This is a genomic window from Nocardia sp. JCM 34519.1, from assembly GCF_020361265.1.
Lineage (GTDB): Bacteria > Actinomycetota > Actinomycetes > Mycobacteriales > Mycobacteriaceae > Nocardia > Nocardia arthritidis_A.
The window spans coordinates 14,194-41,132 of record NZ_JAIRBR010000009.1 but is presented as its reverse complement, the minus strand read 5'-3'; the positions used below and the strand labels follow the sequence as shown (position 1 = coordinate 41,132).

24 protein-coding genes are annotated in these 26,939 nt (G+C 69.4%); 16 read left to right on the top strand and 8 right to left on the bottom strand.

The window, feature by feature from the left end; genetic code table 11:
• Window positions 1-12 precede the first annotated feature (12 nt).
• Together LGY53_RS22310 and LGY53_RS22305 are read right to left on the bottom strand one after the other, a co-directional pair.
• Window positions 13-786 carry an amino acid ABC transporter ATP-binding protein gene (locus tag LGY53_RS22310; RefSeq protein WP_308102959.1) on the bottom strand — a complete coding sequence of 258 codons (774 nt, stop codon included), beginning with the start codon at window positions 784-786 and terminating at the stop codon, window positions 13-15.
• Complete coding sequence (locus tag LGY53_RS22305; protein WP_225728641.1) at window positions 783-1,763, bottom strand: amino acid ABC transporter permease; 981 nt, start codon at window positions 1,761-1,763, stop codon at window positions 783-785. The genes LGY53_RS22310 and LGY53_RS22305 overlap by 4 nt, the downstream gene beginning before the upstream one ends.
• Window positions 1,764-2,099: 336 nt before the next feature.
• On the opposite strand from LGY53_RS22305, the gene LGY53_RS22300 reads away from it, so the two are divergent.
• Complete coding sequence (locus tag LGY53_RS22300) at window positions 2,100-2,783, top strand: hypothetical protein (RefSeq protein ID WP_225728640.1); 684 nt, start codon at window positions 2,100-2,102, stop codon at window positions 2,781-2,783.
• Window positions 2,784-2,789: 6 nt separating this feature from the next.
• On the opposite strand, the gene LGY53_RS22295 is transcribed toward LGY53_RS22300, so the two are convergent.
• Complete coding sequence (locus LGY53_RS22295) at window positions 2,790-3,572, bottom strand: VirB8/TrbF family protein (protein ID WP_225728639.1); 783 nt, start codon at window positions 3,570-3,572, stop codon at window positions 2,790-2,792.
• Window positions 3,573-3,773: 201 nt separating this feature from the next.
• On the opposite strand from LGY53_RS22295, the gene LGY53_RS22290 reads away from it, so the two are divergent.
• Window positions 3,774-4,538 (top strand): bifunctional 2-polyprenyl-6-hydroxyphenol methylase/3-demethylubiquinol 3-O-methyltransferase UbiG, encoded by a 765-nt coding sequence (locus tag LGY53_RS22290; protein ID WP_225728638.1) that lies wholly within the window; start codon window positions 3,774-3,776, stop codon window positions 4,536-4,538.
• Window positions 4,539-4,631: 93 nt separating this feature from the next.
• Here LGY53_RS22290 and LGY53_RS22285 read toward each other — a convergent pair whose 3' ends face one another.
• From LGY53_RS22285 to LGY53_RS22265, 5 genes are read right to left on the bottom strand one after another with little or no spacing between them, the layout of a single operon-like run.
• Complete coding sequence (locus LGY53_RS22285; protein ID WP_225728886.1) at window positions 4,632-5,765, bottom strand: glycosyltransferase family 2 protein; 1,134 nt, start codon at window positions 5,763-5,765, stop codon at window positions 4,632-4,634.
• 13 nt (window positions 5,766-5,778) lie between these two features.
• Window positions 5,779-6,495 (bottom strand): DUF3153 domain-containing protein, encoded by a 717-nt coding sequence (locus LGY53_RS22280; RefSeq protein ID WP_225728885.1) that lies wholly within the window; start codon window positions 6,493-6,495, stop codon window positions 5,779-5,781.
• 34 nt (window positions 6,496-6,529) lie between these two features.
• Window positions 6,530-7,447, bottom strand: coding sequence for a carotenoid biosynthesis protein (locus LGY53_RS22275; RefSeq protein WP_374111217.1), 918 nt, complete (start codon window positions 7,445-7,447; stop codon window positions 6,530-6,532).
• Entirely contained in the window at window positions 7,444-9,033 is a 1,590-nt protein-coding gene (locus LGY53_RS22270; protein WP_225728637.1) for an NAD(P)/FAD-dependent oxidoreductase, read from the bottom strand. The genes LGY53_RS22275 and LGY53_RS22270 overlap by 4 nt, the downstream gene beginning before the upstream one ends.
• Before the next feature lie 31 nt (window positions 9,034-9,064).
• A complete protein-coding gene (locus tag LGY53_RS22265; RefSeq protein ID WP_167473837.1) occupies window positions 9,065-9,685 on the bottom strand; it encodes an N-acetyltransferase in 621 nt (206 codons plus the stop codon).
• 150 nt (window positions 9,686-9,835) lie between these two features.
• On the opposite strand from LGY53_RS22265, the gene LGY53_RS22260 reads away from it, so the two are divergent.
• The 14 genes from LGY53_RS22260 to LGY53_RS22195 all read left to right on the top strand — a co-directional run bounded on the left by LGY53_RS22260 (window position 9,836) and on the right by LGY53_RS22195 (window position 26,653).
• Window positions 9,836-10,276, top strand: coding sequence for an SAV_6107 family HEPN domain-containing protein (locus LGY53_RS22260; protein WP_225728636.1), 441 nt, complete (start codon window positions 9,836-9,838; stop codon window positions 10,274-10,276).
• A gap of 135 nt (window positions 10,277-10,411) precedes the next feature.
• The gene (locus LGY53_RS22255; protein ID WP_225728635.1) at window positions 10,412-10,837 is read left to right on the top strand and encodes a DUF3040 domain-containing protein; all 426 of its coding nucleotides are present in this window, start codon (window positions 10,412-10,414) and stop codon (window positions 10,835-10,837) included.
• A 410-nt stretch (window positions 10,838-11,247) separates the two neighbouring features.
• Window positions 11,248-11,679, top strand: a complete 432-nt coding sequence (mraZ, locus tag LGY53_RS22250) for a division/cell wall cluster transcriptional repressor MraZ (protein WP_167473840.1) — start codon at window positions 11,248-11,250, stop codon at window positions 11,677-11,679.
• Window positions 11,680-11,854: 175 nt separating this feature from the next.
• Window positions 11,855-12,829, top strand: coding sequence for a 16S rRNA (cytosine(1402)-N(4))-methyltransferase RsmH (gene rsmH / locus LGY53_RS22245; protein WP_225728634.1), 975 nt, complete (start codon window positions 11,855-11,857; stop codon window positions 12,827-12,829).
• A 61-nt stretch (window positions 12,830-12,890) separates the two neighbouring features.
• On the top strand, window positions 12,891-13,835 hold the full coding sequence (locus tag LGY53_RS22240; RefSeq protein ID WP_225728903.1) for a hypothetical protein: 945 nt from the start codon (window positions 12,891-12,893) through the stop codon (window positions 13,833-13,835).
• Between the two features lie 146 nt (window positions 13,836-13,981).
• Window positions 13,982-15,745, top strand: coding sequence for a penicillin-binding protein 2 (locus LGY53_RS22235; protein ID WP_225728883.1), 1,764 nt, complete (start codon window positions 13,982-13,984; stop codon window positions 15,743-15,745).
• A 287-nt stretch (window positions 15,746-16,032) separates the two neighbouring features.
• Window positions 16,033-17,595 (top strand): UDP-N-acetylmuramoyl-L-alanyl-D-glutamate--2,6-diaminopimelate ligase, encoded by a 1,563-nt coding sequence (locus LGY53_RS22230; RefSeq protein ID WP_374111222.1) that lies wholly within the window; start codon window positions 16,033-16,035, stop codon window positions 17,593-17,595.
• Window positions 17,592-19,076, top strand: coding sequence for a UDP-N-acetylmuramoyl-tripeptide--D-alanyl-D-alanine ligase (murF, locus tag LGY53_RS22225; RefSeq protein ID WP_225728632.1), 1,485 nt, complete (start codon window positions 17,592-17,594; stop codon window positions 19,074-19,076). The genes LGY53_RS22230 and murF overlap by 4 nt, the downstream gene beginning before the upstream one ends.
• The gene (mraY, locus tag LGY53_RS22220; RefSeq protein ID WP_225728631.1) at window positions 19,073-20,149 is read left to right on the top strand and encodes a phospho-N-acetylmuramoyl-pentapeptide-transferase; all 1,077 of its coding nucleotides are present in this window, start codon (window positions 19,073-19,075) and stop codon (window positions 20,147-20,149) included. Before murF ends, mraY begins: the two co-directional genes overlap by 4 nt.
• Before the next feature lie 51 nt (window positions 20,150-20,200).
• Entirely contained in the window at window positions 20,201-21,637 is a 1,437-nt protein-coding gene (gene murD, locus LGY53_RS22215) for a UDP-N-acetylmuramoyl-L-alanine--D-glutamate ligase (RefSeq protein ID WP_225728882.1), read from the top strand.
• Window positions 21,634-23,118, top strand: coding sequence for a putative lipid II flippase FtsW (ftsW, locus tag LGY53_RS22210; RefSeq protein WP_225728630.1), 1,485 nt, complete (start codon window positions 21,634-21,636; stop codon window positions 23,116-23,118). Before murD ends, ftsW begins: the two co-directional genes overlap by 4 nt.
• The gene (gene murG, locus LGY53_RS22205) at window positions 23,115-24,272 is read left to right on the top strand and encodes an undecaprenyldiphospho-muramoylpentapeptide beta-N-acetylglucosaminyltransferase (protein WP_225728629.1); all 1,158 of its coding nucleotides are present in this window, start codon (window positions 23,115-23,117) and stop codon (window positions 24,270-24,272) included. The genes ftsW and murG overlap by 4 nt, the downstream gene beginning before the upstream one ends.
• 89 nt (window positions 24,273-24,361) lie before the next feature.
• Window positions 24,362-25,828 (top strand): UDP-N-acetylmuramate--L-alanine ligase, encoded by a 1,467-nt coding sequence (gene murC / locus LGY53_RS22200; RefSeq protein ID WP_225728881.1) that lies wholly within the window; start codon window positions 24,362-24,364, stop codon window positions 25,826-25,828.
• A 111-nt stretch (window positions 25,829-25,939) separates the two neighbouring features.
• Window positions 25,940-26,653, top strand: a complete 714-nt coding sequence (locus LGY53_RS22195) for a cell division protein FtsQ/DivIB (protein ID WP_225728628.1) — start codon at window positions 25,940-25,942, stop codon at window positions 26,651-26,653.
• The last annotated feature ends 286 nt before the right edge of the window (window positions 26,654-26,939 follow it).

Here is a 26,939-nt window from a genome sequence, read left to right as displayed (position 1 = left end):
CCTGTTCATCGATCAGCGGACACGGGACAAAAAGGCTTGGGTGCGTGGATGTTCCGGGCGGTCGAGCACCGCATCGGGCGGGCCCTGCTCGACGATCGCGCCGTCGTCGAGGAAGACGACCGTGTCGGCGACCTCGCGGGCGAATCCGATCTCGTGGGTGACGATCACCAGCGCGGTGCCGTGATGGGCCAGTCCGCGGATGACCTCGAGCACCTCGCCGACCAGCTCCGGGTCGAGCGCGGAAGTCGGCTCGTCGAAAAGGATTACCGGCGGCCGCAGCGCGAGCGCCCTGGCGATGGCCACCCGCTGCTGCTGCCCGCCGGACAGCGTGCGCGGGTAGGCGTCGGCCAATTCGCCGATGCCGACCCGATCCAGCAGTTCGCGGGCCTGCGCCTCGACCTCGGCACGCGGCCGTCCCTGCGCGGAAATCGGTGCCAGCGCGACATTTTCGAGCGCGGTGAGATGCGGGAAGAGGTTGAACTGCTGGAAGACGAACCCGATCCGGGAGCGCTGCCTGCGCACCTCGCGATCGGAGAGCGCGTGTAACTTGTTGCCGCGCAGCCGGTATCCGATCAGTTCGCCGTCGATGCGCACGGTGCCCGCGTCCAGCGGCTCCAGGTGGTTGAGCACCCGCAGGAGGGTGGACTTGCCCGAACCGGACGGCCCGATCACCGCGACCACCTCACCGGGGCGGACCGTGAGATCGATACCGCGCAGAACCTGGTGTGCCCCATACGATTTGTGGATTCCGCGCACCTCGACCGCGGGTATCCGCGCGCCGGTCACCGGGTCGCCCCGCGCGGCACGGCCGAAATGGCGGCGATATCCTGGAATTTGCGCCGCAGCCGCTGCAGCGGCGTCGGCGGCGGGGTGCGGTGCGCACCCTTGGCGAAGTGCCGCTCGATGTAGTACTGCGCGATCGACAGCAGCGTGGTGAGCACGATGTACCAGACGGTGGCCACCATGAGCAGCGGCACCACCCGCCCGTTGCGCCCGTAGATCACCTGCACCTGGTAGAAGAGTTCGGCGATGGCCATCACCGAGACGATCGAGGTGCCCTTGAACAGGCTGATCACCTCGTTCGCGGCATTCGGCAGGACCGAGCGCATGGCCTGCGGCAGCACGATGGTGCGGAATTGGCGCAGGCGCGGAAGGCCGAGCGCCGCAGCGGCTTCCAGCTGGCCCGAGTCGACCGAGAGGAATCCGGCCCGGATGATCTCGGCCGAGTACGCGGCCTGATGCAGCGCCAACCCGAGCACCGCCGCGCTGAACCCGCTGATCACCCCGTTCACCTCGAAGCTGAAAAATGAAGGGCCGAACGGGATTCCGACCGAGAGCCGGTGATACAGGTAGGCGATGTTGAACCAGAACAGCAGCTGCACGATCAGCGGTATCGACCGGAACGCCCAGACGTAGACCCAGGCGATCACCCGCAGCACCGGATTGTCCGAGAGCCGGGCCACCGCCAACGCGATGCCCAGCAGGAAGCCGAGCACCGTGCCGAGCGCGGTCAGTTCCAGCGTCACCTTCAGCGCAAGCAGCACCGAGCGGGCGGTGAAGTATTTCGCGAAAGTCGGCCAGTCCCAACCGGGATTGGTGATCAGGCCGTGCGCGAACTGGGCGACCAGCAGCAGCGCGACGGCGCTGCCGACCCAGCGCCACGGATGCCTGGTGCGCGCGACCGTCGGCGCGTCCGGCCGGTCGGGCGCCTCGGGTCTGCCGTCGGATTCCCCCAATTGCGCGGGGGCGGCGGACACTGTCATTCGGATCCTCCATCGTTCCTGGCGGAAGCACCCGCACCCGGTGAGCCGGGGGGTTGCTGCGACGTCGGCGAGCCAGGTCTCTCGATCGCTCTGGATGGTTTACCGACCCCCGGTACGGTGGCAGGGTCGAGCCCAATGATGATGCGCGGCAACGCAACCCCCGGACAACGGTAGGAATCACGATGAATCTGGCCCTTGTCCGGACCACACGCCTGCCCGATGATGTGGCAGGCTCGGCCACTCTGTGGGCGGCGACGCGCCGTCGGTAATAGCGGCCGGCTACCGCGGGCGGCGGTACGGTGTGCCTCGATCGCGCCGACGATGAGGAGCTCAACAGTGACCGTGTTGCGCCGTTGTCTCGCCCTTGCCGCCGTGCTGGCCGCGCCGCTGATCGCGCTGCCCAGCGCCGCCGCGGACCCGGCCGTCGTGCCGGATGCACGTCAGGAAGCGGCCGCGCCGGGCGATCTGCTGGCCGCCTACCAGGCGTCCATGGACCGGCTGCGCGCCTTCGGCATGGACCCGTTCATCTATCCCACCGCCGCCGCCTTCTGCACCAGCGGCAGCGTGCTCGGCATGTCCCCGGCTGTCGGCGTCGCCATGCCCGGCCCGTGGCCGAAGACAACGCTCACCGTGCCCGGCCTCGACCTGTCCGCGGCCAAGGCGGGCCAAACCCTTTTCACCTTCGTGCCGTACGGCATCGGCCGCGACTCCGCGCATCCGGAGGGGATGCGGGTGGCCTGGATCAACCTCGGCAACGGTCGCAGCGGCATCGCCGATATGGGTCCGCTGTCCGATATCTTCCGCGGCATGGTCCCGGCCTCGGTGCCCGCCACCGTTCGGCCCGCCGCCGAACGCGCCGTCCGCGACTTCTTCTTCGCGGCCCTGCCCGCGGGCGGCGTTCGAGCGGTCCCGGTCGACACCGGCTCCGGCACCGTCCTGGCGGCCATGTTCGGCACCGTCGACAACGGCGGCGTGCCGTGCTTCTTCCTGCCGACGGTCGGCGTGGTCGCCGTGCCGTGACCGTCGTCAGCGGGGTTGGTTCAGCTGATCCATCTTGCTCACCAGCCACCGGCCGTCGGACTGCTTCTCCACCGTGACGATGGCGTTGATCTGCTGCGTCGGCTGCACGCCGGTCGCGTTGGTCACCGTCTGGGCGATGCTGACCAGCACGGTTGCCCGATCACCGTCGAACGATTCGACACCGCAGTGTTTCGCCGCGAGCGTGCTGCTCGTTTTGGCCTGCGTCATCGTGTCCTGCAGCGCCTTGGCGGCGTCCGCGAACGTCTGGCGGAACTCACCCGTCGTCGCCTTTTGCACCGCGGCGAGATACGCGTCGAGCTTGGTGTAGTCGTATGTGCTGATCGTGGTGGCGAAATCACATGTCGCGGTGCGTGCCGCAGCCTCACCCGCGGCCCGCGCGCGCAACTGGCCGGCCGCGCGGTCCGCCGAATCGCGTTTGCTCGAGCTCTGCGCCGAAAGCACGACTCCGACCACCACCGCGCCGATGGCGACGACCACCGCCACCGCGGTGGCGACGATCCAACCGATCGGCCGCTTACCCGCCCCCGGCGTCTGCGGATAGCCGGGCATCGGGAACTGACCGTAACCCGGCTGCCCGAATCCGGCCGCCTGCGGACCATATCCGGGCGCACCCGGCCAATTCCCGGCCGCGGGGGCGGGCGGTTGCGGAATCGATTGCGGCGGTTGGTTGTTGCCGCCCGCCCACGGCGGCGTCGCGGGCGGCCCCTGGTCCGCCTGCGCGGCATTCGGATCGGATCCGATCCCGCCCGGATTCTCCGGTGTCGACATTGTTTCCCCTCCCGCGAAGTCCAAAGTTCGCCCATGATATCCACGACCTCCGGCATCGGGTCACCGGCCACGACCCCTCGGCGAGTCGCCTCCCCGACGGTGGTCCTCCATTTGCACCGGAGTCGCCATCGCCGGCCGAGCGTCCTCGCCCGCATCGAAAACCCGTTGGTCCAACGGCTTTTTACTGATTGGCTCGACGATATGGATTGGGTGCGCGAGTTCTACTCGACAACCGGCGACTGGTGGGCCGAGGCCGATGCCAGGATCACCGATCGCGACCTGCGTCGCGTCCGCCTTCTGCGCGAATACGGCGCCGCATCGGGCCGGATCCTCGAACTCGGATCCGGATACGGCACCACCGCGCTGGCGACGGCGCGGGCCGGATACGCGGTGACCGCGATCGAGATCAGCGACCGCGCCGACCACACCGACACCTCCGCCCCGGGCCCTGGATCGCTGACGATCCACAAAGCCGACTTCTACACCGTCGATCTCGACGGACCGTTCGACAGCGTCTGCTACTGGAACGGCTTCGGTGTCGGATCCGACACCGACCAGCGCGGGCTGCTCGCACGCCTTGCGGGGGAGTGGTTGCGCCCCAACGGAAAAGCGCTTATCGATGTGTTCAACCCGTTCGTTTGGGCCGCCTGGGACGGTGACGAGGAGGAGCGGAAACCGGATCCCGCCGCCGGTTACCGCCACGAACTGCGCGAGCTCACGCAATTCGATCCGGTCACCTGCACCGCCACCGATACCTGGTGGGAGCCCGCCGATCCGGAGCGCAGGATCAGTCAGCGGCTGCGCTGCTACACGCCCGCCGATTTCGAATTATTGCTCGGCGGAACGGGTTTGACACTGACCGCGATCGTGATCGGCGACCGAGTGCTGCCGCCGGGTCCGCATCCGAGCCTGCGCGCGCTCCTGCACGAGGAGCACGAATATCTCGCGGTGTGCCGAAGGAGCTGATCCGCCGCGAATCTCGACCGTGCCGGGATGTTCCAGGGCGCTGCCGGTAATCGCCGCAGCACGGGAATCGGCGGCATTGGGCGGATAGCGAGATCAGGAGGGGAGCTGACGGCCCTTCCAGCGCAACCGGCCCTGGCGACGGGCTTGCCGGGAGCGGATCCACAGCCGCAGATAGGCGGCGATCGAGAGTGGATGCGCCAGTGCGGCGAGTACGTCGGCGCGGGTGGGGGCGGCCGCGGATTCGGTGGTGCGGGCCAGGATTCGGCTCGTCACCGCCGCGGCGTAGCCGACGGTTCCGGCGCGCCGCACCGAGCCGCGCCCGAACAGCATTGCCAGCGGCGGTGTCCAATACGCAAGGGCGGCAACAAATCCGACGGCGATACCGCCGAATGCCGTTCCGCCGTAGGCGGACCACAACCAGCGCGTGTACCCGTCATCCACTTCCGCCGCGCCGCGATACATCCGGGTGCGCGCCAAGCGTCCGGCCGCGACGAGTTCGGTGCGCAGGCCCGAACGCCGCAGTGCGCGTGCGATATCCAGATCCTCGGTCGGGCTGCCCGCCACCACGGCATGGCCGCCGACGGACCGATAGGCGGAGCCGTCGAACACCAGGAACTGCCCGCAGGCCACTGCGGTCGAGGGTCGTAAGCTCCGGTTGGCGAGCGCGATGGGCAGTGTCGACGCCCATGACCAGCACAGCAGCGGCTGCGCCAGCGCCTCGCTGAAGGAGCCGAATTCCTGTCGGGGCCAAGGGGATATCAGCGCGGCGCCGCTGCGGCGCAACGCGCCAGCCGCACTCGCGACGGCGCCGGGCGCCAGCCGGACGTCGGCGTCCAGAAAAATCAGCACCGAGGTATCGGCCGCGGCGGCCAGCCGGGCGCACGCCGCGGCCTTACCGGTCCAGCCGGGTGGGGGCTCGCCGCCGGCGCGAATCACGGTGAACCGCACGTCATCTCCGATGGCGGCGACGGCGGCGTCCGAGGTGCCGTCGGTGGACCCGTCGTCGAGGATCAGCACCCGCATGCGCGCGACGCCGACCTGCGCGCGCAGATCGGCGATCAAGCCGGGCAGCCGGGTCGCCTCGTCGCGCGCCGGAACGCACACGGTGATGGGTTCGATCACGGCGGCCGCCGCACCGGACAACCGCCGCACGCCGAGCCGATTACCAAGTGCCACCGCACAACCGGCGAGCGCGATGCCCGCGCCCGCCCGGACGGCCGCGCCGATCACCGGGTGGCGCTCAGCGCCGGGCGCGCTCGCGCCACCACCGCGACAGCGAGATCCGCACCTTCGGATAACCCTGCGGCGGTGCGGGATTGCGATCCATATAGGCCACCGCCGCGACCACGGCGGCGACCGCGAGCGTGATACCGCCGACGATGCCCGCCCATCCGGCAAACGAGCGGGTGTTGGGGTCGGCGTAGCTCACCTCGGCGCGCAGCGTCGACACATCACCGGGCGGCAGCTTCCACGACACGGTGGAATCGTCGTCGCGATTGCCGTTGGTCTTGGCCACCCGGGCCGGGAAGGCGATGGTGAACTGCACGTCCGACCCTTGCGGCGGAACGGATTTCAGGTCCACCCGGCCGTTCATGCTGACCAGATCGCCGGTGCGCTGGAATTGCAGGTTGAACATGCCCTGCGTCTGATCGGAGAGCCCGCCCAGCTGCTGCACCTCGCCGAAGGACAGATCCTCGAAGAACACCTGACTGCCCACGTAGCCGTCCTGCGCGTACTTCTCCACCCGGACCTTCGTCGCGATCGGGTCGGGCGCCTTCAGCTGCGGGCCCTTGTCATCGGGGTTGGCGGGCACCACGGCGGCGACGATCCGGCCGGACACCCGGTCGTTGGAGGAGACGCCCATCGACACCTGCACCCGCAGGCAGCCCGCGAGCACGGGTGCCAGCAATACCGCGAGCAGCAGCGCCGCCGCGACGCGTACGCGCCTGCGCGGCATCCGTTTCACCGGGGCATCGGGCATGGTCGTGAGATCAGGGCTCGGCTGCACGGCTCACATCGTGCCAGGCCGGTCGCCCGGACTGCCACACGACACCGCCGTGCCCGCGCCGGATTCCGGCCGACAGCAGCGGAATCCCGAGGATGCCCAGCCCGATACCGCCGTACCAGGCGGAATACGGCAGTCCGAGGAATGCGCCGTGCGCGAGCGCCGAACCGAGCCAGGTCCACAGGAATACCGCGACCGGCACACCCGGCGTCCCGGCCGGACGCGGCGAAACCTGCTCGAGCAGGCTCAGCAAACCGGCCATCACCAGCGCGACCGCCAACCAGCCCAGATAGTTTGTGTACGGAATCTGCGCGATACCCGGCAGCCCGGGCGCACTCGCGCACCAGGTCCACTGCCCGTCCGCGACCATCTGCGGATCCAGGAACAGATCCCACCCGACCGCGCCGATCGCCGTGAGCCCGATGCGGACCGCCCGCCGCTGCGCCAGCAGCCCGGCCACCACCCACACCGGATACAGCCCGCCGGTCCACGCCAGCGGCACCAGCAGCGGCACCCCGGCCAGCGCGGGGCCGATCCGCCCAACCGCGTAGTCGTAGCATCCGAACGGGAAACCGGTTGCCGTGCCGAGTATTTCGGCCAGCAGTCCGAGTCCGGAAACGATCGTCAGCAGGCCTGCGGCATAACGAATGCCGCGGACGCCCCAGGCATGTGCCAAAGCCGTTGCCGCCGAAAGCAATACCACGATTACGGTGATTCGGTCCCGGGCAGCCCCGTGCGCCAGCGGGTACATGATCTGCGCCGCGACCCAGGCCGCCGCAAGCAAGATCGGCGCGACCCCGGCGAGCGATCTCGGCCGGAGCGGCTCCGGCTCGGCCGCCGCCGACCGATCGCCGCCCGTCGATGATGGCGGGCCGGACCGGTCGGAACCGAATGTCTCGCTCATCGCCTGCGCAACAACGGGATCCGGCCCTTGCGTCGATCACGCAGCACCAATCGCGCCGCCGTTCGCCCGCTCGCACCGGACACCCCGCCACCCGGATGCGTCGACGCCCCGGTCAGATACAGCCCCGGCGCACCGGGCACCCGCTGCCCGGCCAGCTCCGGCAGCGGCCGCCACAGCATCATCTGATCCAGCGACATCTCCACATGCATCACATTGCCGCCGCGCAGCCCGAGTTCGCGTTCCAGATCGACCGGCGTCTGCACGAACCGCTGCCGTACCGAATCCGCGAAACCCGGTGCGTACGAATCGACCTCGGCGACGATCCGGTCCGCCTCCCGCTCGGCGTGCCCGGCCCAGTCGCCGCCGTCGGCCAGCCGGTACGGATGCCACTGCGCCCACAGCGAGAGCTGATGTTCCCCGTCGGGGGCGATGCTCGGGTCGAGCGCGCTGAAGCTCATCGCGAGCACCACCGGGCGCGGCGGCAACTCCCCGGCCAGCGCCGCGCCGTGCGCCAGCCGCAGCTGCCGCCGATCGTCGACGAGCAGTTGCAGCCCGCGTGCCGATTCGTCCGGCGAACTTCCCGGATACCTGGGCAATTCGGTGGTCGCCGCGCGCACCACCATGCCGATGCCGGGGCCGATCCGGATCCGCCGCCGCCAGTCGTCGAGTGTGTTCGCGTCGAATCCGCCGTCCCGCAACATATCCAGTGTCGCCAGGATGTGTGCGCCCGCGATCACCGTGTCCGCGAACAGGTTTCGGCCCGACACCGTGGTCACCCGCCAGCCTTCGCCGTCCCGCCGCAGCGCCGTCACCGCATCGCCCGCGGTGACCGTGCCGCCGTCCGCGCGCAGCCGCGCGACGAGAGCCGTTGTGAGCGTGCCGCTTCCGCCGACCGCCCGGCCCGGCGGGAGGGTGTGCATCAGCGCCGCGAAACCCACCATCGGCGCGGTGCCCGGCTCCGACATCGGCGGGCCGGATTGCGCGCCGAACCAGGCGAGCGCGGCCTTCAAGCGTTCGCTCCGGAACCAGCTGTCCAGCAACGCATCACCGGACTGTAGGAACTCACGGGAAAGCGCGCCGCCGTCGCCGCGCCCGCGCGCGCCCGCCGCGCTGCGCGGATCCAGTCCCCAGAACGAGCGCAGCAGATGCCCACCGGTCGGTGCGCCACCGAACGCCCGCATCACCCTGGCGCTGCGTGGCCCCCACACCCCGACGAACCGGCGATAGGCGTCGGCATCCGCCGCGCCGCAGGCGGTCTCGATCGATGCACAGGTCCTGGCCAGGTCACGATGGAAGACGATGGCCGCCGCGTCACCGGTGCCCGGCGCGAAACCCCAAGGGTCGCAATCGATGTACCGCAACCCGAAATTCGCGAGCTCGAGCTCCTCGATGATCCCGGTGTGCCGGATCATCAGATGCGCCGACGACCCGCGATCCACCAGATGACCCGGAAACCGCTCGACAGTCGACACCGCACCGCCGAGCACCGTATCGCGCTCCAGCACCTCGACCCGCTCGCCCGCACGCGCCAAATAGCAAGCGGCGACGAGCGCGTTGTGCCCGGAGCCGATGACGAGCACGCTCACGACTGCGCCTCGCTGGCGCTCGGCTCGCTCACTATCCCGCCTCCAGCGGCAGCCGCCGCCCGAGAATGGCGAACGGCCGGTTATCCCCGGCGAATACGAAATTCCGGATGACATCACCGAATCCGGCCCGCCGGTACAACCGCCACGCGCGATTGTCCTCGCGGTCCACCTCCGGGGTGGAAAGCAATACCGCGCGTTCCTGGCGCTCCCGCAGCAGTTTGGTCAACAGCGTTCCGCCGATGCCGCGACCCTGTGCGGCCGGATGCACATGTAGTTCGGTCAATTCGAAATAGTCCGAAAGTAGTTCGCGCGCGGACTGTTCCGGCCAACCGGAGCGGCGCATGCCGCTGTGTACCTGCTGATGCCACCACTGATGCGGCGCGCCGCGGTACCCGTACGCGATGGCGACGATCGGCGCCCTGCGCAGATCGATCCGCCCGGAGTCGTCGGGGACGACGGCCGCGACCGCCTGCCATCCCGGACGGGTGGTGTGTTCGGTCCACATCGGCGCGCGGTGCTGTTCGGTACCCCGCGGATAGTCCATGGCCGCGACATAGACGGCCAGCGCGTCGTGCAACCTGGAACGTAAGGCGGCGACGGAGAGGTCGACGACGGCTGGGGCTGGGGTGTGATTCGGCTTGACGGCGGTCATATCTCTCGTCGGCCGCGCAGGCGCGGAAGTTTGTCGGTGGTCGTCTCTATATTCAAGCTCAATTCAAACGTTCGAATACCTGTTCGGTCCGCGCGGTGCGGCATTGCGGCGCAAAGGGACCGGGGTGCGGCGAATGCGGAGGAACGGCTGATGTCTGGTCGCAACGGTCATCCGGGGCAACCCGGCCGCGCGAGCAAGCTGCTCGAGCGGGCCGACGGCATGCTCATGCAGGCGGCGGGGGAGCGGGATCCGCGCGAGCGTTTCCGCTCCGCGTATCTCGCGGCGCTGCGCGGTGCGGGTGCGGTGCTCGCGTTCACGGGCGCCGATGCGGCGCCGCGGGCGCGCTCGCGCAACGCGTGGGTGCTGATGCAGCGCGCCGCACCGGAATTCGTCATGTGGGCGGACTATTTCAGCGCGCATTCGGAGTTGCGGGCCGCACTGGAGGCCGGGCTGGACCGGCATGTCGATGATCACACCGCCGACGAGTTCGCCTCGCGGGTCGGCGCATTCCTCCACGATGTGGAAGACCTGCTGGCCACCGCCTCCCGCCTGCGTCCGGCGCCCGGTCTGTCCGGCGGCATGACCGCTTAGTTATCACCGAGTAGGTGTCTTCTTGTGGTACGGCTCTGATCGAACTCGTATCATTGGTGGCAGATGGCCCGAAAAGTCGGCCGTCTGTCGTCTACCCGGAGGCGACAGCCACGTCCTAGTGCCGGGGGAGGTACCGTGCCACTCTCCGAGCACGAGCAGCGCATGCTCGAACAGATCGAGAGCGCGCTCTATGCTGAGGATCCGAAGTTCGCCTCGTCCGTCCGCGGCGGACGTCTTCGTTCGACCTCGAGTCGTCGCAGACTCCAGGCCGCGGCCTTGTTCGTCCTCGGCCTTTTCCTACTCGTCGCCGGCATCGCCGCACCAGTGAAGCCCGGCGGCTTTCCGATCATCAGCCTGATCGGTTTCATCGTCATGTTCGGTGCGGGCGTGCTGCTGTTGCTCGGCAGCACGAAGGGTATGACGCGGAGCAACCGCTCAGGCGACGCGCAGTCCGGCGGGCCGAGCGGTGGCGGATCGAGCGGGCCTGGGCGACAGCGCAAGTCCGGTGGTTTCTCCGAACGCATGGAGGATCGTTTCCGGCGGCGGTTCGAACAGGAATAACCCGACCGTAGCCTGACGACGGCAATACACGACGGCGGCGCCGTACCGAATTTCGGTGCGGCGCCGCCGCTTTTGCTTGTCTGTCAGGTCCCCTACCGGGCGATCTTCCCAACGCTCCCCACATTGCCCCACAAACCTCCGTCATGGACCCTTCATGATCGGCCGAATGGGGTCGACCAGGCCGTTTGCTGGCAGTTTTCGGGCGATCGTGTCGAGGCGGCGCGCGTGTCGGCAGAACACGGAAAAAGTTCTCCCACCCCGTGATAGCTGGGATGACCTGGGAAATTGCGGACGCGGGGAGCCAGATCACCCGTGGTTTCGATTGAAAGTGGGGGAAAGTGGGGTAATGTGGAGCGCGCACTACAGGAGAGGCCGTACCAGCTGAGGTGATCCAGTAGGGAGGTTCCGGGGTGTTTCTCGGTACCTACACACCGAAGTTGGACGACAAAGGGCGACTGACGTTGCCTGCGAAGTTTCGAGACGATCTGGCGGGAGGGTTGATGGTCACGAAGAGTCAAGACCACAGCCTTGCCGTGTATCCGAAAGAGGAGTTCACCGCGCTCGCCCGGCGGGCAGCGGCGGCGTCTCGAAGCAACCCACAGGCGCGTGCGTTCGTCCGCGCACTCGCGGCCGGAACCGATGAGCAGCGTCCGGATACCCAAGGCCGGATCACCTTGTCGCCCGACCATCGGCGCTACGCCAACCTGAGCAGGGATTGCGTGGTGATCGGTGCGGTCGACTACCTCGAAATATGGGATAAGCAGGCGTGGGAGTCCTACCTCGCCGAGCATGAGGAGGATTACGCGCAAGCGAGAGACGAGTCGCTGGGCGGAATCTTCTAGCCCCGAGCGAGGCGAGTGCCACGCGGCCTCTGCCCGGACGCGGACCCTGACGTACTTCCCCGACGCCAGGTGCCGTATTCGGTCAGAGACCACGCGGCACTCGCCATTCGATCGGCTTTCGAAAGCTTAAGTCTGACAAGGCGACCGCTAGCAAGCGTGGATCCGGGAGGTCGAGGTGAATCATGAGCAGCCCGGCCCCCGCCATGTTCCGGTGCTACTCACCCGAGCCGACGCGCTGCTCGGCCCCGCGCTGAGCGAACCCGGCGCGGTCTACCTCGACGCCACACTCGGACTCGGCGGACACGCCGAATATTTTTTGCGCACCTATCCGCACCTACGCCTGGTCGGTCTGGACCGCGATACGTCGGCGCTGGAGCTGGCGCGGGCCAGGCTCGCACCGTATGCCGACCGAATCACGTTGGTGCACACCAGATATGACGGCATAGCCGCGGCGCTCGGCGAGGCCGGGCTGCCCGCGAAAGGTGCGGTGTCGGGAATTCTGATGGATCTCGGTGTGTCCTCGATGCAGCTGGACGAGGCCGACCGGGGCTTCGCCTACTCGGTGGACGCGCCGCTCGATATGCGGATGGATCCGACCACCGGGCCGACGGCCGCCGACGTGCTCAATACCTACAGCCACGGCGACCTGGCCCGGGTGCTGAAAACCTATGGGGAGGAACGGTTCGCGGGCAAGATCGCCAGCGAAGTACTGCGCAGGCGCGCCCGCAAACCCTTCACCACCAGCGCCGAACTGGTGGAGCTGCTCTACGACACCATCCCCGCCGCGGCCAGGCGCACCGGCGGACATCCGGCCAAACGGACCTTTCAGGCACTGCGGGTGGAGGTCAACGGCGAACTCGACTCGCTGCGGGCCGCGCTGCCCGCGGCGCTGGACGCGCTGCGCGTCGGCGGGCGGATCGTGGTCATGTCCTATCAGTCGCTGGAGGACCGGGTGGTCAAACAGGAGCTGGCGACGCGGTCGGCATCCAGGACACCGGCCGGCCTGCCGGTCGAATTGCCCGGTATGGGACCGGAATTCCGGATGCTGACCCGCGGCGCGGAGAAGGCGACGGAGGCGGAGATCGAGGAGAACCCGCGCGCGGCGCCGGTACGTATGCGCGCCGCCGAGCGGGTGGAGGTGAGCCGATGATCTCGCATATCGGCTCAGGTGGATGCGGATGTCCCGCGCAGACACAGCAGGAGGGGAGAGGATGAGCATGCGGACGCGCGCGGTGGCCGCGCCGGGTCGGGTCGCCCGGCGTGCGCAGGATGCCGAGCGAGTGAAATCCGGTGCGGCACAACGGGCCTACGCCCGCCGCCGGAGCCGGGCGGAACAGCGGTCGGATGCGCCGGTACTGCCATCGCGCAAGATGGCGGAGATGACGGCGGGGCGGATCCCGTTCGTCGCGGCGATCATCGCGCTGCTCGGCTGCGGACTCGCGTTGACACTGCTGCTCACCACCAGGGCCGCCGAGGACAGCTATCAGCTGAGCGACGCCAGACAGACCAACCGCACGCTCGCCGATGAGCGGGCCGCATTGCAGCGTGAGGTGGAGGCCGCCGATTCCGCACCCGAATTGGCCGCCAGGGCAAGGGAACTGGGCATGATCCCGGCGAAGGATCCGGCCCGGCTGGTGGTCGGCCCCGACGGCTCGATCACCGTGATCGGCAAGCCGGCGCCCGCACAGGGCACACCGGTGCCGCCGCTGAACGTCTCGCCGAGCGAGCCCGCCGGGCCGCAGGCGGGCAACGCGCAGGCGCGCGGCGAACGGGTGGTTCCGGTGCCGACGACCACGAAGCCGCCGACGCCCGCCCCCGCGCAGCCCGCCGACCCCGCCGCGAATGCCGCTGCGGTACCGGGTGTTCAACCCGGCCCGGCACCGGCGAATCCGGCAGCAGCACCGGTCAATCCGGCCCAACCGCCCGCGAGTCCGGCGCCTCCGCCGCCGAATTCGGCTCCGGAACAGGCCGCGAATCCGGCCCCATCGCCGAATCCCGCTCAGCCCCCGGCCAATCCGCCTCAGCCTCCGGCCAATCCCGCTCAACCGGCGAATCAGGCGCCACCGCCGAATCCGGCTCCGCCGCCCGTGCCCGCGGAAACCCCGCAGCCGGAAGTGCTTCCGAACCCGCAGCCCACCGGGGGTACGCCGCAGTGACCAGACAGACGTCCACACGCAGGCAGAGCAGGCCCGCGCCGCAGCAGCGACGCGGGCCCGCGCCGTCCAGGAAGCCGAGAGCGTCCGCGAGTCAGGCCGCCCCGGAGCGCCCGCTGCGGCTTCGGCTCGGCTTCGGCCGCATCGTGATGCTGGTCGCCCTGCTCGTCGTCGCGCTCCAATTGCTGTGGATCCAAAGCATTTCCGCGCCGTCCCTATCCGCACAGGCGGCCAGCCAGCGCACCACACGCGAGCCCGATTACGCGACCCGTGGTCCGATCACCGACCGCAATGGCAAATCGCTCGCCTTCTCGATCGCCGCGAAGGAGCTGACCTTCCTGCCGGTCGCGGTCCGCAAGCAGCTCGCGGCCGCGAAGGAGAAGAGCGACAAGGCGCCCGATCCGGACGAGCGGCTGAAGGCCATCGCGAAGGGTGTGCACGACAAGCTCGGTAAATCGGGTCCGTCGGAGTCGGATCTGCTGACCAAGCTGCGCAGCGACAAACAGTTCGTCAGCCTGGCGCAGAACGTCGAGCCGAGGATCGCCGCGGATATTCGCGCCGACTTCCCGGAGGTCGGCGCCGACACCCATTACCAGCGGGAGCATCCCGGCGGTTCACTCGCGGCCAATGTCATCGGCACGACCGGCTGGGACGGTCACGGTCAAATCGGTCTGGAGGCCTCGCTGGATTCGACGCTCGCGGGCACCGACGGCTCGCTGACCTATGACCGCGGCTCCGACGGCGCCGTGATTCCCGGCAGCTGGCGCGACCGGCAGTTGGCCGTCAACGGATCCGGTGTCGAGCTGACCCTGGACTCGGACCTGCAGTACTACGTCCAGCAGCAGGTGCAGCAGGCGAAGGAATTATCCGGGGCCAACGGTGTTTCGGCGGTCGTTCTCGACGCCAAGACCGCGCAGGTGCTGGCCATGGCGAACGACAATACGTTCAATCCGTCACTGCCGCCGAAGGATTGGGCGGCGGCCGATATGGGCAATCCGGCGGTGCAGGAGGTCTTCGAGCCGGGTTCGGTGAACAAGATCGTCACGGCAGCGGCCTCCATCGAATACGGGCTCACGAATCCCGATGAGGTGCTTCAGGTTCCGGGTGAGATCCAGATGTCGGGTGTCACCGTGCACGACGCGTGGCCGCACGGCACCGCGCCGTACACCACCACCGGTATCTTCGGTAAGTCGTCCAATGTCGGCACGCTGATGCTGGCGCAGCGGGTCGGCGAGGAGCGGTTCGCCGATATGCTGCACCGCTTCGGCCTCGGCCAGCGCACCGGTGTCGGCCTGCCCGGTGAGAGCGCGGGCGTGGTGCCGCCGCGCGGGCAGTGGTCCGGCGGCACCTTCGCGAACCTGCCCATCGGACAAGGGTTTTCGCTGACCACCCTGCAGATGGCCGGGATGTATCAGGCCATCGCCAACGACGGCGTGCGCATCCCGCCGCGGATCGTGAAGGCCAAGACGGCGCCCGACGGCACCCGCACCGAGGAACAGCAGCCGGAGGGTGTGCGGGTGGTGAGCCCGCAGACCGCCGCGACGCTGCGCACCATGTTCCAGGCCGTCACCCAGCGAGATCCGATGAACTCCAACCAGAACGGCACGGGTTGGCCCGCCGCGATCGAGGGTTATCAGATCGCCGGGAAAACCGGTACCGCGCAGAAGGTCGATCCGAGCTGCCACTGCTATTCGACCTCGGCGTTCTACATCACGTTCGCGGGCATGGCCCCGGCCGACAACCCGCGGTACGTCATCGGTCTCATGATGGACAATCCGGTGCGCAGTTCGGACGGCAGCGGCGGCCAGTCGGCCGCACCCCTGTTCCACAACATCGCCTCCTGGGCGTTGCAGCGCGACCGCGTTCCACCGTCGCCGACGCCGTCGAAGCGATTCGTCCTCCAGGCCGGATGAGCGCGTTTCCGAATTGTTTTCAGGCACTGGCACCCCTGCGTCTCCCGCCCCGGCGCCCCGCGTGGCGGTCCCGCTCTCGGCCGACCGCCATCGTAGGGTTGGGCGTGCGGGATTGATGCCGGGGACCGCGTGGTCGAGCAGTGGGCCCGCGCCGGTAACCTGACACCTCGATCACCGCCGCCGAGAGGAGCCTGGTTTCTGTGCAGTTCGGTCAATCGCGTGCGTTGCGCCCGGCGCATCCGCCCGCGACCCCGCTGACGACGCTGGCCTCCGCCATCTCCGCGCGGATGCGCGGCGCGGCGGACGCCGCACCGGTTTCGGTGACCGGTATCGAGCAGCGATCGGACGCGGTGCTGCCCGGCGACCTGTTCGCGGCCATGCCGGGCGCGCGGGCACATGGCGCGGCGTACGCGCGGGACGCGGTCGAGCGGGGCGCCGTCGCGGTGCTGACCGATCCGGCCGGGGCCGAGCTGGCGGGCGAATTGCCCGTTCCGGTGCTGGTGGTCGACGACCCGCGCGCGGTGCTCGGCGAGCTGTCCGCCACGATCTTCGGCCGCCCGTCGGACCGGCTGCGCATCATCGGCATCACCGGCACCTCCGGCAAGACCACCACCTCCTATCTGGTGGAGGCCGGGCTCGCGGCCGCCGGACTCGCCACCGCGCTGATCGGCACCATCGAGACCCGGATCGGCGGGCAGCGGGTGCCGAGCGCGCTCACCACACCGGAAGCGCCGCAGTTGCACGCGATGTTCGCGGTGATGGTCGAACAGGGCGTCGACGCGGTGGTGATGGAGGTGTCCAGTCACGCGCTGGCGCTGGGCCGGGTGGACGGGGTGCGGTTCGCGGTGGGCGCGTTCACCAACCTGTCCCAGGACCACCTGGATTTCCATGCCGATTTCGAGGACTACTTCGCCGCCAAACGCAAACTGTTCGAGGCGGATTCGCCGATCGCCGCGCGCACCGCGGTGATCTGCGTCGACGACGAGTGGGGCGTGCGCCTCGCTGAGTCGCTGGAACGGCCGATCACGGTGTCCACCAACGGTTCCGGTGTTTGGAGCGTCTCCGGGCCGATCGAGGCGCACGGCGGCGCACAGGAATTCACCGCCGCGGGCCCGAACGGCACGGTGCCCGTTCGCCTTCGGCTGCCGGGCCGCTACAACGTCGCGAACGGTCTGCTCGCGGTGGCGGTCTGCGCCGCGGCCGGCGTGGATCCGGCGACCGCCGCGTCCGCGCTGGCCCACGTCGACGTGCCGGGCCGGATGCAGCGGGTGGAACGCGGGCAGGACTTCCTGGCCATCGTCGACTACGCGCACAAACCAGCCGCGCTGGAATCGGTGATCGCGACGCTGCGCGAACACCTCGCCGCCGACACCGCCGGGCGGCTCGCCGTCGTGGTCGGCGCGGGCGGCGACCGGGACGCGGGCAAGCGGGCGCTGATGGGCGCGGCCGCGGCGACCGGTACCGAACTGCTGATCGTCACCGACGACAATCCGCGCGGCGAGGATCCCGCGGTCATCCGGGCCGCGGTACGCGAAGGCGCGCAACAGGTTCCGGCCGCCGATCGGGCCGAGGTGCGCGAGCTCGGCGACCGGGCGGCCGCCATCGCCGCCGCCGTCGAGTGGGCCGGGCCCGGCGACGCGGTCCTCATCGCGGGCAAGGGCCACGAGCCGGGGCAGGAGATCCGGGGCGTGAAGCATCCGTTCGACGATCGCGACGTGCTCGCCGCCGCCATCGACCGGCGACTCGGCCGGACCACCCAGCCGGGCCAGACCACCCATCCGGGGGAGTCCAATCAGTCACTAGAACAGGGTCCGCAGGGGTCGGACACGAAGGACTTGACGGTTTCATGATCGAGATGACACTGCGGGAGATCGCGGAGGTCGTCGGCGGCACGCTGCACGACGTCCCCGACCCGGAGGTGACGGTGCCGGGCGCGGTCGAATTCGATTCGCGCCGAATCGGTTCCGGTGATCTGTTCCTGGCGTTGCCCGGTGCGAAGGCGGACGGCCACGATTACGCGCGGGCCGCCGTCGCGGCGGGTGCGGTCGCGGTGCTCGCGGCCAGGCCGGTGGGCGTGCCCGCCATCGTGGTCGCCCCGAATCCGGGTGCGGTGCCCGCGAGTTCCGTTGCGCTGGCCGGTGATTCGGACGGTTCCGGCGCCGCGGTGCTCGCCGCCCTGGCCACCCTGGCCCGGGTCAGCGTCGAAAGGCTCACCGCCGCGGGCGGTCTCACGGTGGTCGGGGTCACCGGTTCGTCCGGTAAGACCTCGACCAAGGATCTGCTCGCCGCGGTGCTCTCGCCGCTCGGGCCGGTGGTCGCGCCGCCCGGTTCGTTCAACAACGAGCTGGGGCATCCGTGGACGGCGTTGCGCGCCAACGCCGATACCCGATTCCTGGTGTTGGAGCTCTCGGCCCGCGGCCCCGGCCACATCGCCGCGCTGAGCCGGGTGGTGCCGCCGGGCATCGGCGTCGTGCTCAACGTCGGCACCGCGCACCTAGGCGAGTTCGGCAGCCGCGAGGCCATCGCCAAGACCAAAGGCGAACTGGTGGAAGCACTTCCGTCGTCCGGGCTGGCCGTGCTCAACGCCGACGACCCGCAGGTGGCCGCGATGGCCGAGCGGACCCGCGCCAGGGTGGTGACGGTCGGCCAGGCCGCCGGCGCCGAGATCCGGGCCACCGATATCCGTCTCGACGCCGAGGCGCGCGCCGAATTCACCATGCACACCCCCAAGGGCAGCATCGGAATCCGGTTGGCCGTGCACGGCGAACATCAGGTGGGCAACGCGCTGTCGGCCGCCGCGGTCGCCATGGAATGCGGCGCGGATCTGGAGACCATCGCGACGGCGCTGTCCGGCGCGCACGCGGTCTCGGAACGGCGGATGGATGTGCGCACCACCGCATCCGGCGTCACCGTCGTCAACGACTCGTACAACGCGAATCCGGATTCGGTGCGCGCGGCGCTCAAGGCGCTGGTCACCATGTCGCGGGCGGGTGCGGCGCCGCGCCGGAGCTGGGCGGTGCTCGGCGAAATGGCCGAACTGGGCGAGGAATCCGTCATCGAACACGATCGGATCGGACGGCTGGCCGTGCGGCTGGACGTGGACCGGCTCGTCGTCGTCGGCACCGGAAGGCCGTCCCGCGCGATGCACCAGGGAGCGGTGATGGAAGGCTCATGGGGCGAGGAATCGGTCCTCGTCCCCGATATCGGCGCGGCCATCGCGCTGCTCGACGCCTCCGTCGAGCCGGGTGACGTGGTGCTGGTCAAGGCATCCAAGTCGGTCGGCCTCTGGGAGGTCGCCGAACATCTGACCGGTGGAGAGGCGGTTAAATGAGGCAGATCCTGTTCGCGGCGGCCATCGCGCTCGCCGTCTCGATCCTGCTCACGCCCCTGCTGATCAAGATGTTCGCCAAACAGGGCTTCGGACAAGAGATCCGGGTGGACGGCCCGGCCTCGCACCAGGCCAAGCGCGGCACGCCGACCATGGGCGGCGTCGCCATCGTGATCGGCATGTGGGCCGGATATCTGGGCTCGCACCTGATCGGCATCGGCTATCACGCCGAGGGACCGTCCGCATCGGCCCTGCTGGTACTCGGCCTGGCGACCTTCCTCGGTGCCGTCGGCTTCGTCGACGATTTCATCAAGATCCGCAAGCAGCGCAATCTGGGCCTCACCGCGGCGGGCAAATACCTCGGGCAGTTGAGTGCGGCCGTCGTATTCGGCGTGCTGGCACTGCGATTCCGCGGCGAGAACGGTTTGACGCCCGCGAGCCAGCACCTGTCCTACGTCCGCGATATCACCACGGTGTCGATGGGCGTGATCATCTTCCTGTGCTTCGTCTGCTTCGTGGTGGTGGCCTGGTCCAACGCGGTGAACCTGACCGACGGCCTGGACGGTTTGGCCGCGGGCTCGATGAGCCTGGTGCTCGGCGGCTACGTGATCATCACGTTCTGGCAGTACTACCACGCCTGCTCCACCAAGCCGGAGGCCGGCTGCTACAACGTGCGCGACCCGCTGGACCTGGCGCTGGTCTGCGCGGCGGGCGCGGCGGCCTGCGTCGGGTTCCTATGGTGGAACGCGGCCCCGGCCAAGATCTTCATGGGCGATACCGGTTCGCTCGCGTTGGGCGGTCTGCTGGCCGGACTGTCCATCACCAGCCGGACCGAACTGCTGATGATCGTGATCGGCGCGCTGTTCGTCGCCGAGGCGGCGTCGGTGGTGTTGCAGGTGGTGGTATTCCGCACCACCCGCAACCGGTTGTTCAAGATGGCGCCGTTCCATCATCACTTCGAACTCAGCAAGTGGGCGGAGACGACCGTGATCATCCGGTTCTGGCTGTTGGCCGGGATCGCGTCTGCGGTCGGGCTCGGCCTGTTCTACAGCCAATACCTTTCCGCGGTCGGGTGAAGCATAACGATGGTCGAACATTCTCCGAGGGCCCTGCGATCACCGGGGCCCATGCTCGAATTCCTGCGCGGCCGTGACGTTCTCGTCGCGGGCTGGGGCGTATCCGGTCGGTCGCTGATCGAACCGCTGCGCGATATCGGCGCGCGCCCGGTGGTCACCGACGCGGGTGCGGCCGCGCTGTCCGAGGCCGCCGGTCTCGGTTTGGACGTGGCCACCTCGGTGTCGCTGGAATCCACCGATTGGAGCCGGTTCGCGCTGGTCATCACCAGCCCCGGCTGGCGGCCGGATTCGCCGGTGCTGGCCGCCGCGGTCGCCGAGGGCACCCCGGTGTGGGGCGATGTCGAATTCGCCTGGTGGGTCGACCAGGCCAGGATCTACGGCCCGGTGCGCAAGTGGCTGGTGGTGACCGGAACCAACGGTAAGACCACCACCACCTCGATGGTGCATTCGATCCTGCGCGCGGCCGGTATCGCCAGCGTCGCGTGCGGCAATATCGGGCTGCCGATCCTGGACGCGCTGCGCCGCAATCCGGGCCCGCAGGTGCTCGCGGTGGAGCTGTCGTCGTTCCAATTGCATTGGGCCCCTTCGGTGCGGCCCGAGGCGGGCGTCGTGTTGAACGTGGCCGAGGACCACCTCGACTGGCACGGCAGCCTCGACGCCTACGCCGCCGCGAAGGCCAGGGCGTTGACGGGCCGCATCGGCGTCGTCGGCCTCGACGATCCGGTGGCCGCCTCGCTGGCCCGCCGCTCGAAGGCGCGACGGACCGTCGGCTTCCGGGTCGGCGTCCCCGCCGACGGCGAATTGGGCGTCGTGGACGGAAAGCTGCTGGACCGCGCCTTCACCAAGGCCGCGATCCTCGCCGAGGCGGGCGATATCAGCCCGCAGGGTCCCGCCGGTGTGGCCGACGCGCTGGCCGCCGCCGCGCTCACCAGGGCAATCGATGTCGCGCCGCAGTTCGTGCGCGAGGGTTTGATCGAGCACAAGGTCGGCCCGCACCGGTCGGCGTTCGTGCGCGAGGTGGCCGGCGTCGAATTCATCGACGACTCCAAGGCCACCAACCCGCATGCCGCGCGCTCGGCGATCCTGGCGCACCAGCAGGTGGTGTGGTTGGCGGGCGGGCAGTTGAAGGGCGCGAGCATCGAGGATTTGATCGAAGAGGTCGCCGAACGCTTGGTCGCCGCGGTGCTGATCGGGGCCGACGCGCCGGTGATCGCCGCCGCGTTGGCGCGACACGCGCCCGAGGTCCCCGTCGTCGAGGTCGACTCGGGAGACGATGCACTGATGCGTGACTCGACTGCCGACAAGGCCGATGCCGTCATGGCCCGAGCCGTCAAGGTCGCGGCCGGGTTCGCCCGGCGCGGTGACACCGTGCTGCTGGCCCCCGCGGCCGCGTCGTTGGATATGTTCGCCGATTACACGCATCGCGGGCGCAGCTTCGCCGCCGCGGTCGACGCTTTGGAAGACGGTGACATCGGGCGGCGGCTATGACGGAGCGGCGGAAGCGGCAGGTGGGTACTCGGTTCGGGGCTTGGCTGGCGCGGCCGCTGGCGTCCTTCCATCTGGTCGTCACCATCGCGACCCTGCTCACCGTGCTCGGTCTGGTGATGGTGCTTTCGGCGTCCAGCGTCGAGGCGGTGCACGAGGGTGAATCGGCGTATTCGCTGTTCCTCCAACAGGCCATGTTCGCGGCGATCGGGTGCGTACTCTTCTACCTGGCGTTGCGGGTGTCGCTGAAACGGTTGCGGCAGTGGTCTTTTCCGGTGTTCGCGATGTCGGTGCTCGCGCTGGTGCTGGTGCTGATCCCGGGCATCGGCACCAAGGTGCAGGGTGCGCGGCGCTGGTTCGTGCTCGGCCCGATATCGGTGCAGCCGTCGGAGATCGTGAAGGTGGCGCTGGTGGTGTGGGGTGCGCATCTGCTCGCCTCGCGCCGGTCCGAGCAGGCGAGCCTGCGCGAGATCCTGGTGCCGCTGGTGCCCGCGGGTCTGCTGGTGTGTGTGCTCGTCATGTGGCAGCCCAATCTGTCCACCACCATCGCGCTCGGCATCGTGCTTTCGGCGCTGCTGTGGTTCGGCGGGCTGCCGGTTCGGTTGTTCGTGACCATCGCGGCCTCCGGTTTCATCGCCGCGGGCGTGCTCGCGCTCTCGGCCGGATACCGATCCGACCGCATGCGCGCGTTCTTCAATCCGGGTGACGATCCGCAGGGCATCAATTACCAAGCGCGCCAGGCGCTTTACTCACTGGCCGACGGCGGGATCCTCGGCCGCGGCCTCGGTCAGAGCCGGGCCAAGTGGAGCTATCTGCCCAACGCGCACAACGACTTCATCTTCGCCATCATCGGCGAGGAGCTCGGCTTCCTCGGCTGCGCGGTGGTGCTCGGACTGTTCGCGCTGTTCGTATACACCGGTCTGCGGATCGCCAGCCGCTCGGTGGATCCGTTCCTGCGGTTGCTCACCGCCACCGCGACCACCTGGATCACCGGCCAGGCGCTGATCAATATCGGGTACGTGGTGAACCTGCTCCCGGTGACCGGCCTGCAGCTGCCGCTGGTGTCGGCGGGTGGCTCCTCGCTGGCCATCACGCTGCTCATGTTCGGCATCATCGCCAATGCCGCCCGGCACGAACCGGAGGCGGTGGCCGCGCTGCACGCGGGTCAGGACGGCCGGGTCAGCCGATTGCTGAGATTGCCGAAACCCGAGGTATATTCGCCCGCCCGGGCCGATGCGGCCCGGGCCCGCTCGGCGGCGAAGGCCAGGGCCAACTCGAATGCCAAGGCCGCCAACGCCAGGGCGCGGGCGGCCGCGTCGCAGCGCGCGCGGCAGGCGGCGCTACCGTCGAGGAGAATCGAGCGTGGCCCGGAGCCGGGCCGCCGGGTTCCGGAGAGCCGGGGCACCAGTTCGGCCCGGGCGACCAGGGCATGGGAGCCGAACTATCCGATGCCACATGCGAGAGAACGGGGTAGATCCAGGTGAGTGACCGCGGTACCGGAGCGCGAGAGGGCAGCGCCGCCGAGCCGACCCGGCCGACTCTGTCGGTGATCGTCGCGGGCGGTGGTACCGCGGGTCATATCGAACCCGCGCTCGCCGTCGCCGACGCGCTGCGCAAGCTGGACCCCGCGATCCGGGTGACCGCGCTCGGCACCCAGCGGGGACTGGAGACCAAGATCATTCCGGAGCGCGGATATCCGCTGGAGCTGATTCCGCCGGTTCCGTTGCCCCGCAAGCCGACCGCCGACCTGCTGCGCCTGCCCGGCCGGGTGCGCGCGTCGGTGGCCCGCACCCGCGCGGTGCTCGACGCCGTACAGGCCGATGTGATCATCGGATTCGGCGGATACGTCGCACTGCCCGCGTACCTGGCCGCGGGCGCCGGTGTGCTCGGCCGCAGGCGCCGGGTGCCGGTGATCGTGCACGAGGCCAATGCGAAGGCGGGTATCGCCAACAGGATCGGTGCCAGGCGGGCCGCCAGAGTGCTTGCCGCGGTACCGGATTCGGGATTGCCGCGGGCCGAGGTGATCGGCATTCCGGTGCGCGAATCCATCACCTCGCTCGACCGCCCGGCCCTGCGCGCGGAGGCCCGCGCGCATTTCGGCCTACCGGCCGACGGCCCGGTGCTGCTGGTCACCGGCGGTTCACAGGGTGCGCGCAGCCTCAACGAGGCGATATCCGGTGCCGCGCCACAGCTTTTGGCCGCGGGCATCTCGGTGCTGCACGCGCACGGGCCGAAGAACAGTTTGACCGTCGATCCGGGTGATGGGCCCGCGCGCTACGTCGCGGTGCCGTATCTTTCCCGGATGGATCTGGCCCTGGCCGCCGCCGACGCGACCGTGTGCCGTTCCGGCGCGATGACCGTCGCCGAGGTGTCGGCGGTCGGGCTGCCCGCGTTCTATGTACCGCTGCCGCACGGTAACGGCGAGCAGGAGTTCAACGCCGCACCCGTCGTCCGCAAGGGCGGTGGCAGAATTGTTCCCGATTCGGAGCTGACCCCGAAATACGTGATCGACGAGGTGATCCCGCTGCTCATGGACTCAGCACGGCTGATCGAGATGGGTCGCGCCGCGGCAGGCGCAGGCCACCGCGACGCCGCGGACGCGGTCGCGCGCATCGCCGTGGAGGTCGCGGGCCGGTGAGTGCTGGGTTCGACAACGCCGGACCGGACAGCGACGGCGTCGCGCGCGACAAACGTTCCGAGCTGCCGCCCGCGCTGCGGCGGGTGCATATGGTCGGCATCGGCGGCGCCGGAATGTCCGGTATCGCGCGGATTCTGCTGTCCCGCGGCGGCGCGGTCTCCGGTTCGGACGCCAAGGAGAGCCGCGGTGTGCTCGCGCTGCGGGCCCGCGGCGCCCAGGTCCGCATCGGTCACGACGCCAGCGCGCTCGACCTGCTGCCCGGCGGCCCGACCGCGGTGGTGACCACCTACGCCGCCATCCCGAAGACGAATCCCGAACTGGTGGAGGCGAATCGGCGCGATATCCCGGTGCTGCTGCGCCCGGCGGTGCTGGCCTCGCTGATGCAGGGGCACCGCACCCTGCTGGTGTCGGGTACGCACGGCAAGACCTCGACCACCTCGATGCTGATCGTCGCGTTGCAGCATTGCGGCTCCGATCCGTCGTTCGCGGTGGGCGGCGAGTTGAACGAGGCGGGCACCAACGCCCACCACGGCACCGGCGATATCTTCGTGGCCGAGGCCGACGAGAGCGACGGCTCGCTGCTGCAGTACGACCCGGATGTCGCGGTGGTCACCAATATCGAATCCGACCACCTGGACTTCTTCGGATCCGCCGAGGCGTACACCCAGGTGTTCGACGATTTCGCGGACCGGCTCGGCTCGGGCGGGCTGCTGGTGGTCTGCCTCGACGACCCGGGTTCGCGCGCGTTGGCCGAACGCGTCGGCCCGCGCCTGGCCGCGAAGGGCGTGCGGGTGCTCGGCTACGGCTCCGGCGAACTCGCCGACGCGCCGGTTCCGGTCGGCGTTCGCCTGCACAGCTGGGAGCCGAGGGATGTCGGCGGCGTCGCGCAGTTCCAGCTGAGCGATGAGCCGGGGCCGCGTTCGCTGCGGCTGTCGGTGCCCGGCAGGCATATGGCGCTGAACGCACTCGCCGCACTGCTCGCGGCCCGCGCGTCGGGTGCGGATGTCGACGAGATCGTGCAGGGGCTGGAGGGTTTCGGCGGCGTGCACCGGCGCTTCCAGTTCACCGGGCGGGAGAACGGCGTGCGCGTCTTCGACGATTACGCCCACCATCCCACCGAGGTGCGCGCGGTGCTCAGCGCCGCGGCGGAGCTGGTCCAGCAGGAGGCGCGTGACGGCGCGCGGTCCCGGCAGGGCCGGGTCATCGTCGTCTTCCAGCCGCATCTCTACAGCCGCACCGCCACCTTCGCCGCGGATTTCGGCGCCGCGCTCAGCCTGGCCGACGAGGTGGTCGTGCTCGACGTCTACGGCGCGCGGGAGGAGCCGCTGCCGGGGGTGAACGGCGCGCTGGTGGCCCAGGCGGTCACCAAACCCGTGCATTACCAACCGGATATGTCGCGGGTGGGCCGTCAGGTCGCCGCGCTCGCGCTGCCCGGCGATGTGGTGATCACCATGGGCGCCGGCGATGTGACGATGCTCGGCAGCCAGATCCTCGACGGTCTCAGGGCGCGTCCGCGCGGCGTGAACTCAGGGCCCGGCGGAGGTGGCGGAGCGTGAGCGCCGCCGATTCAGCCCCGCGGCGCGAGCGTCAGGACCGGAGGCGGCAGCGGAGCGTGACCACGCAGGGACGCGCCGCCGATTCAGCACAGTACGGGCGGTGAGCGCGCGATGGCACCCGCGTTCACCCGCCGCATCCGCCCGCTGAGCGGGTTGAGCCCGAGGGCGGTGCGGCGCGTCCGGCTGTGGGGTGCGATCGCGGTGGTCGTGTTGATCGCGCTCGCGGCGGTCGCCTGGTTCACCCCGGTGCTGTCGGTGCGCACGGTCGAGATCGACGGCGCGGTAGCGGTTTCCGAGGATCAGGTGCGCGAGCTGCTCGAAATCCCCGAGGGCCGTTCGATGTTGCGGATCGATACCGAGGCGATGGCCCGGCGGGTCGCCGCGCTGCCCAAGGTGCGGTCGGTGCGGGTGCGGCGGGAGTTCCCGTCGACGGTGCAGGTGACGGTGGTCGAACGCGTTCCGGTGCTGTACTTCGACAGCCCGCAGGGCGCCCACCTGGTGGACGCGCAGAGCGTGGAGTACTCGATCGAGGCGCCGCCGATCGGCGTGCCCAAGCTGATCACCCCCCATCCGGGCGCGAGCGATCCGGTGACCGATGCGGCGGTCGCGGTGCTCGCGGTGCTGCCGTCGTCGCTCGGCATCCAGGTGAGCGAGGTTGTGGCACGGTCGATTTCGGATATTTCGCTGAACCTGAAGGACGGTCGCACGGTGGTGTGGGGCGGCGCGAACGACGGACAGCGCAAGGCGGCGGTGGTGGTTCCCCTGTTGACGCGCGAAGGAACCGTATTCGACGTTTCGAGTCCGAATCTGGTCACGGTAAAGTGATCGATACTCATTGTGCCCAGGGAATTTTCGGCGGATCGCCGCCGCGGAAACGCCGGGCCAGGGGGGCAACCGTCCTACGATACGGTGTGTTGCGCGGCGAGACGAGAGGGATCACACAAGATTCTGTCACTCGTTTCGGCGCGCCTGCACGCGGATCGCGGCGGCTGCGAATAGCGTTCCGCACCAGTCGGATACTTGACATAACACTAACCCTATGGTTGAGGTTTAGGGTTTGCCCGGGAGGCGGATCGCTGCGATGAAGCCGTCCCGAGCAGACGATGTCTCG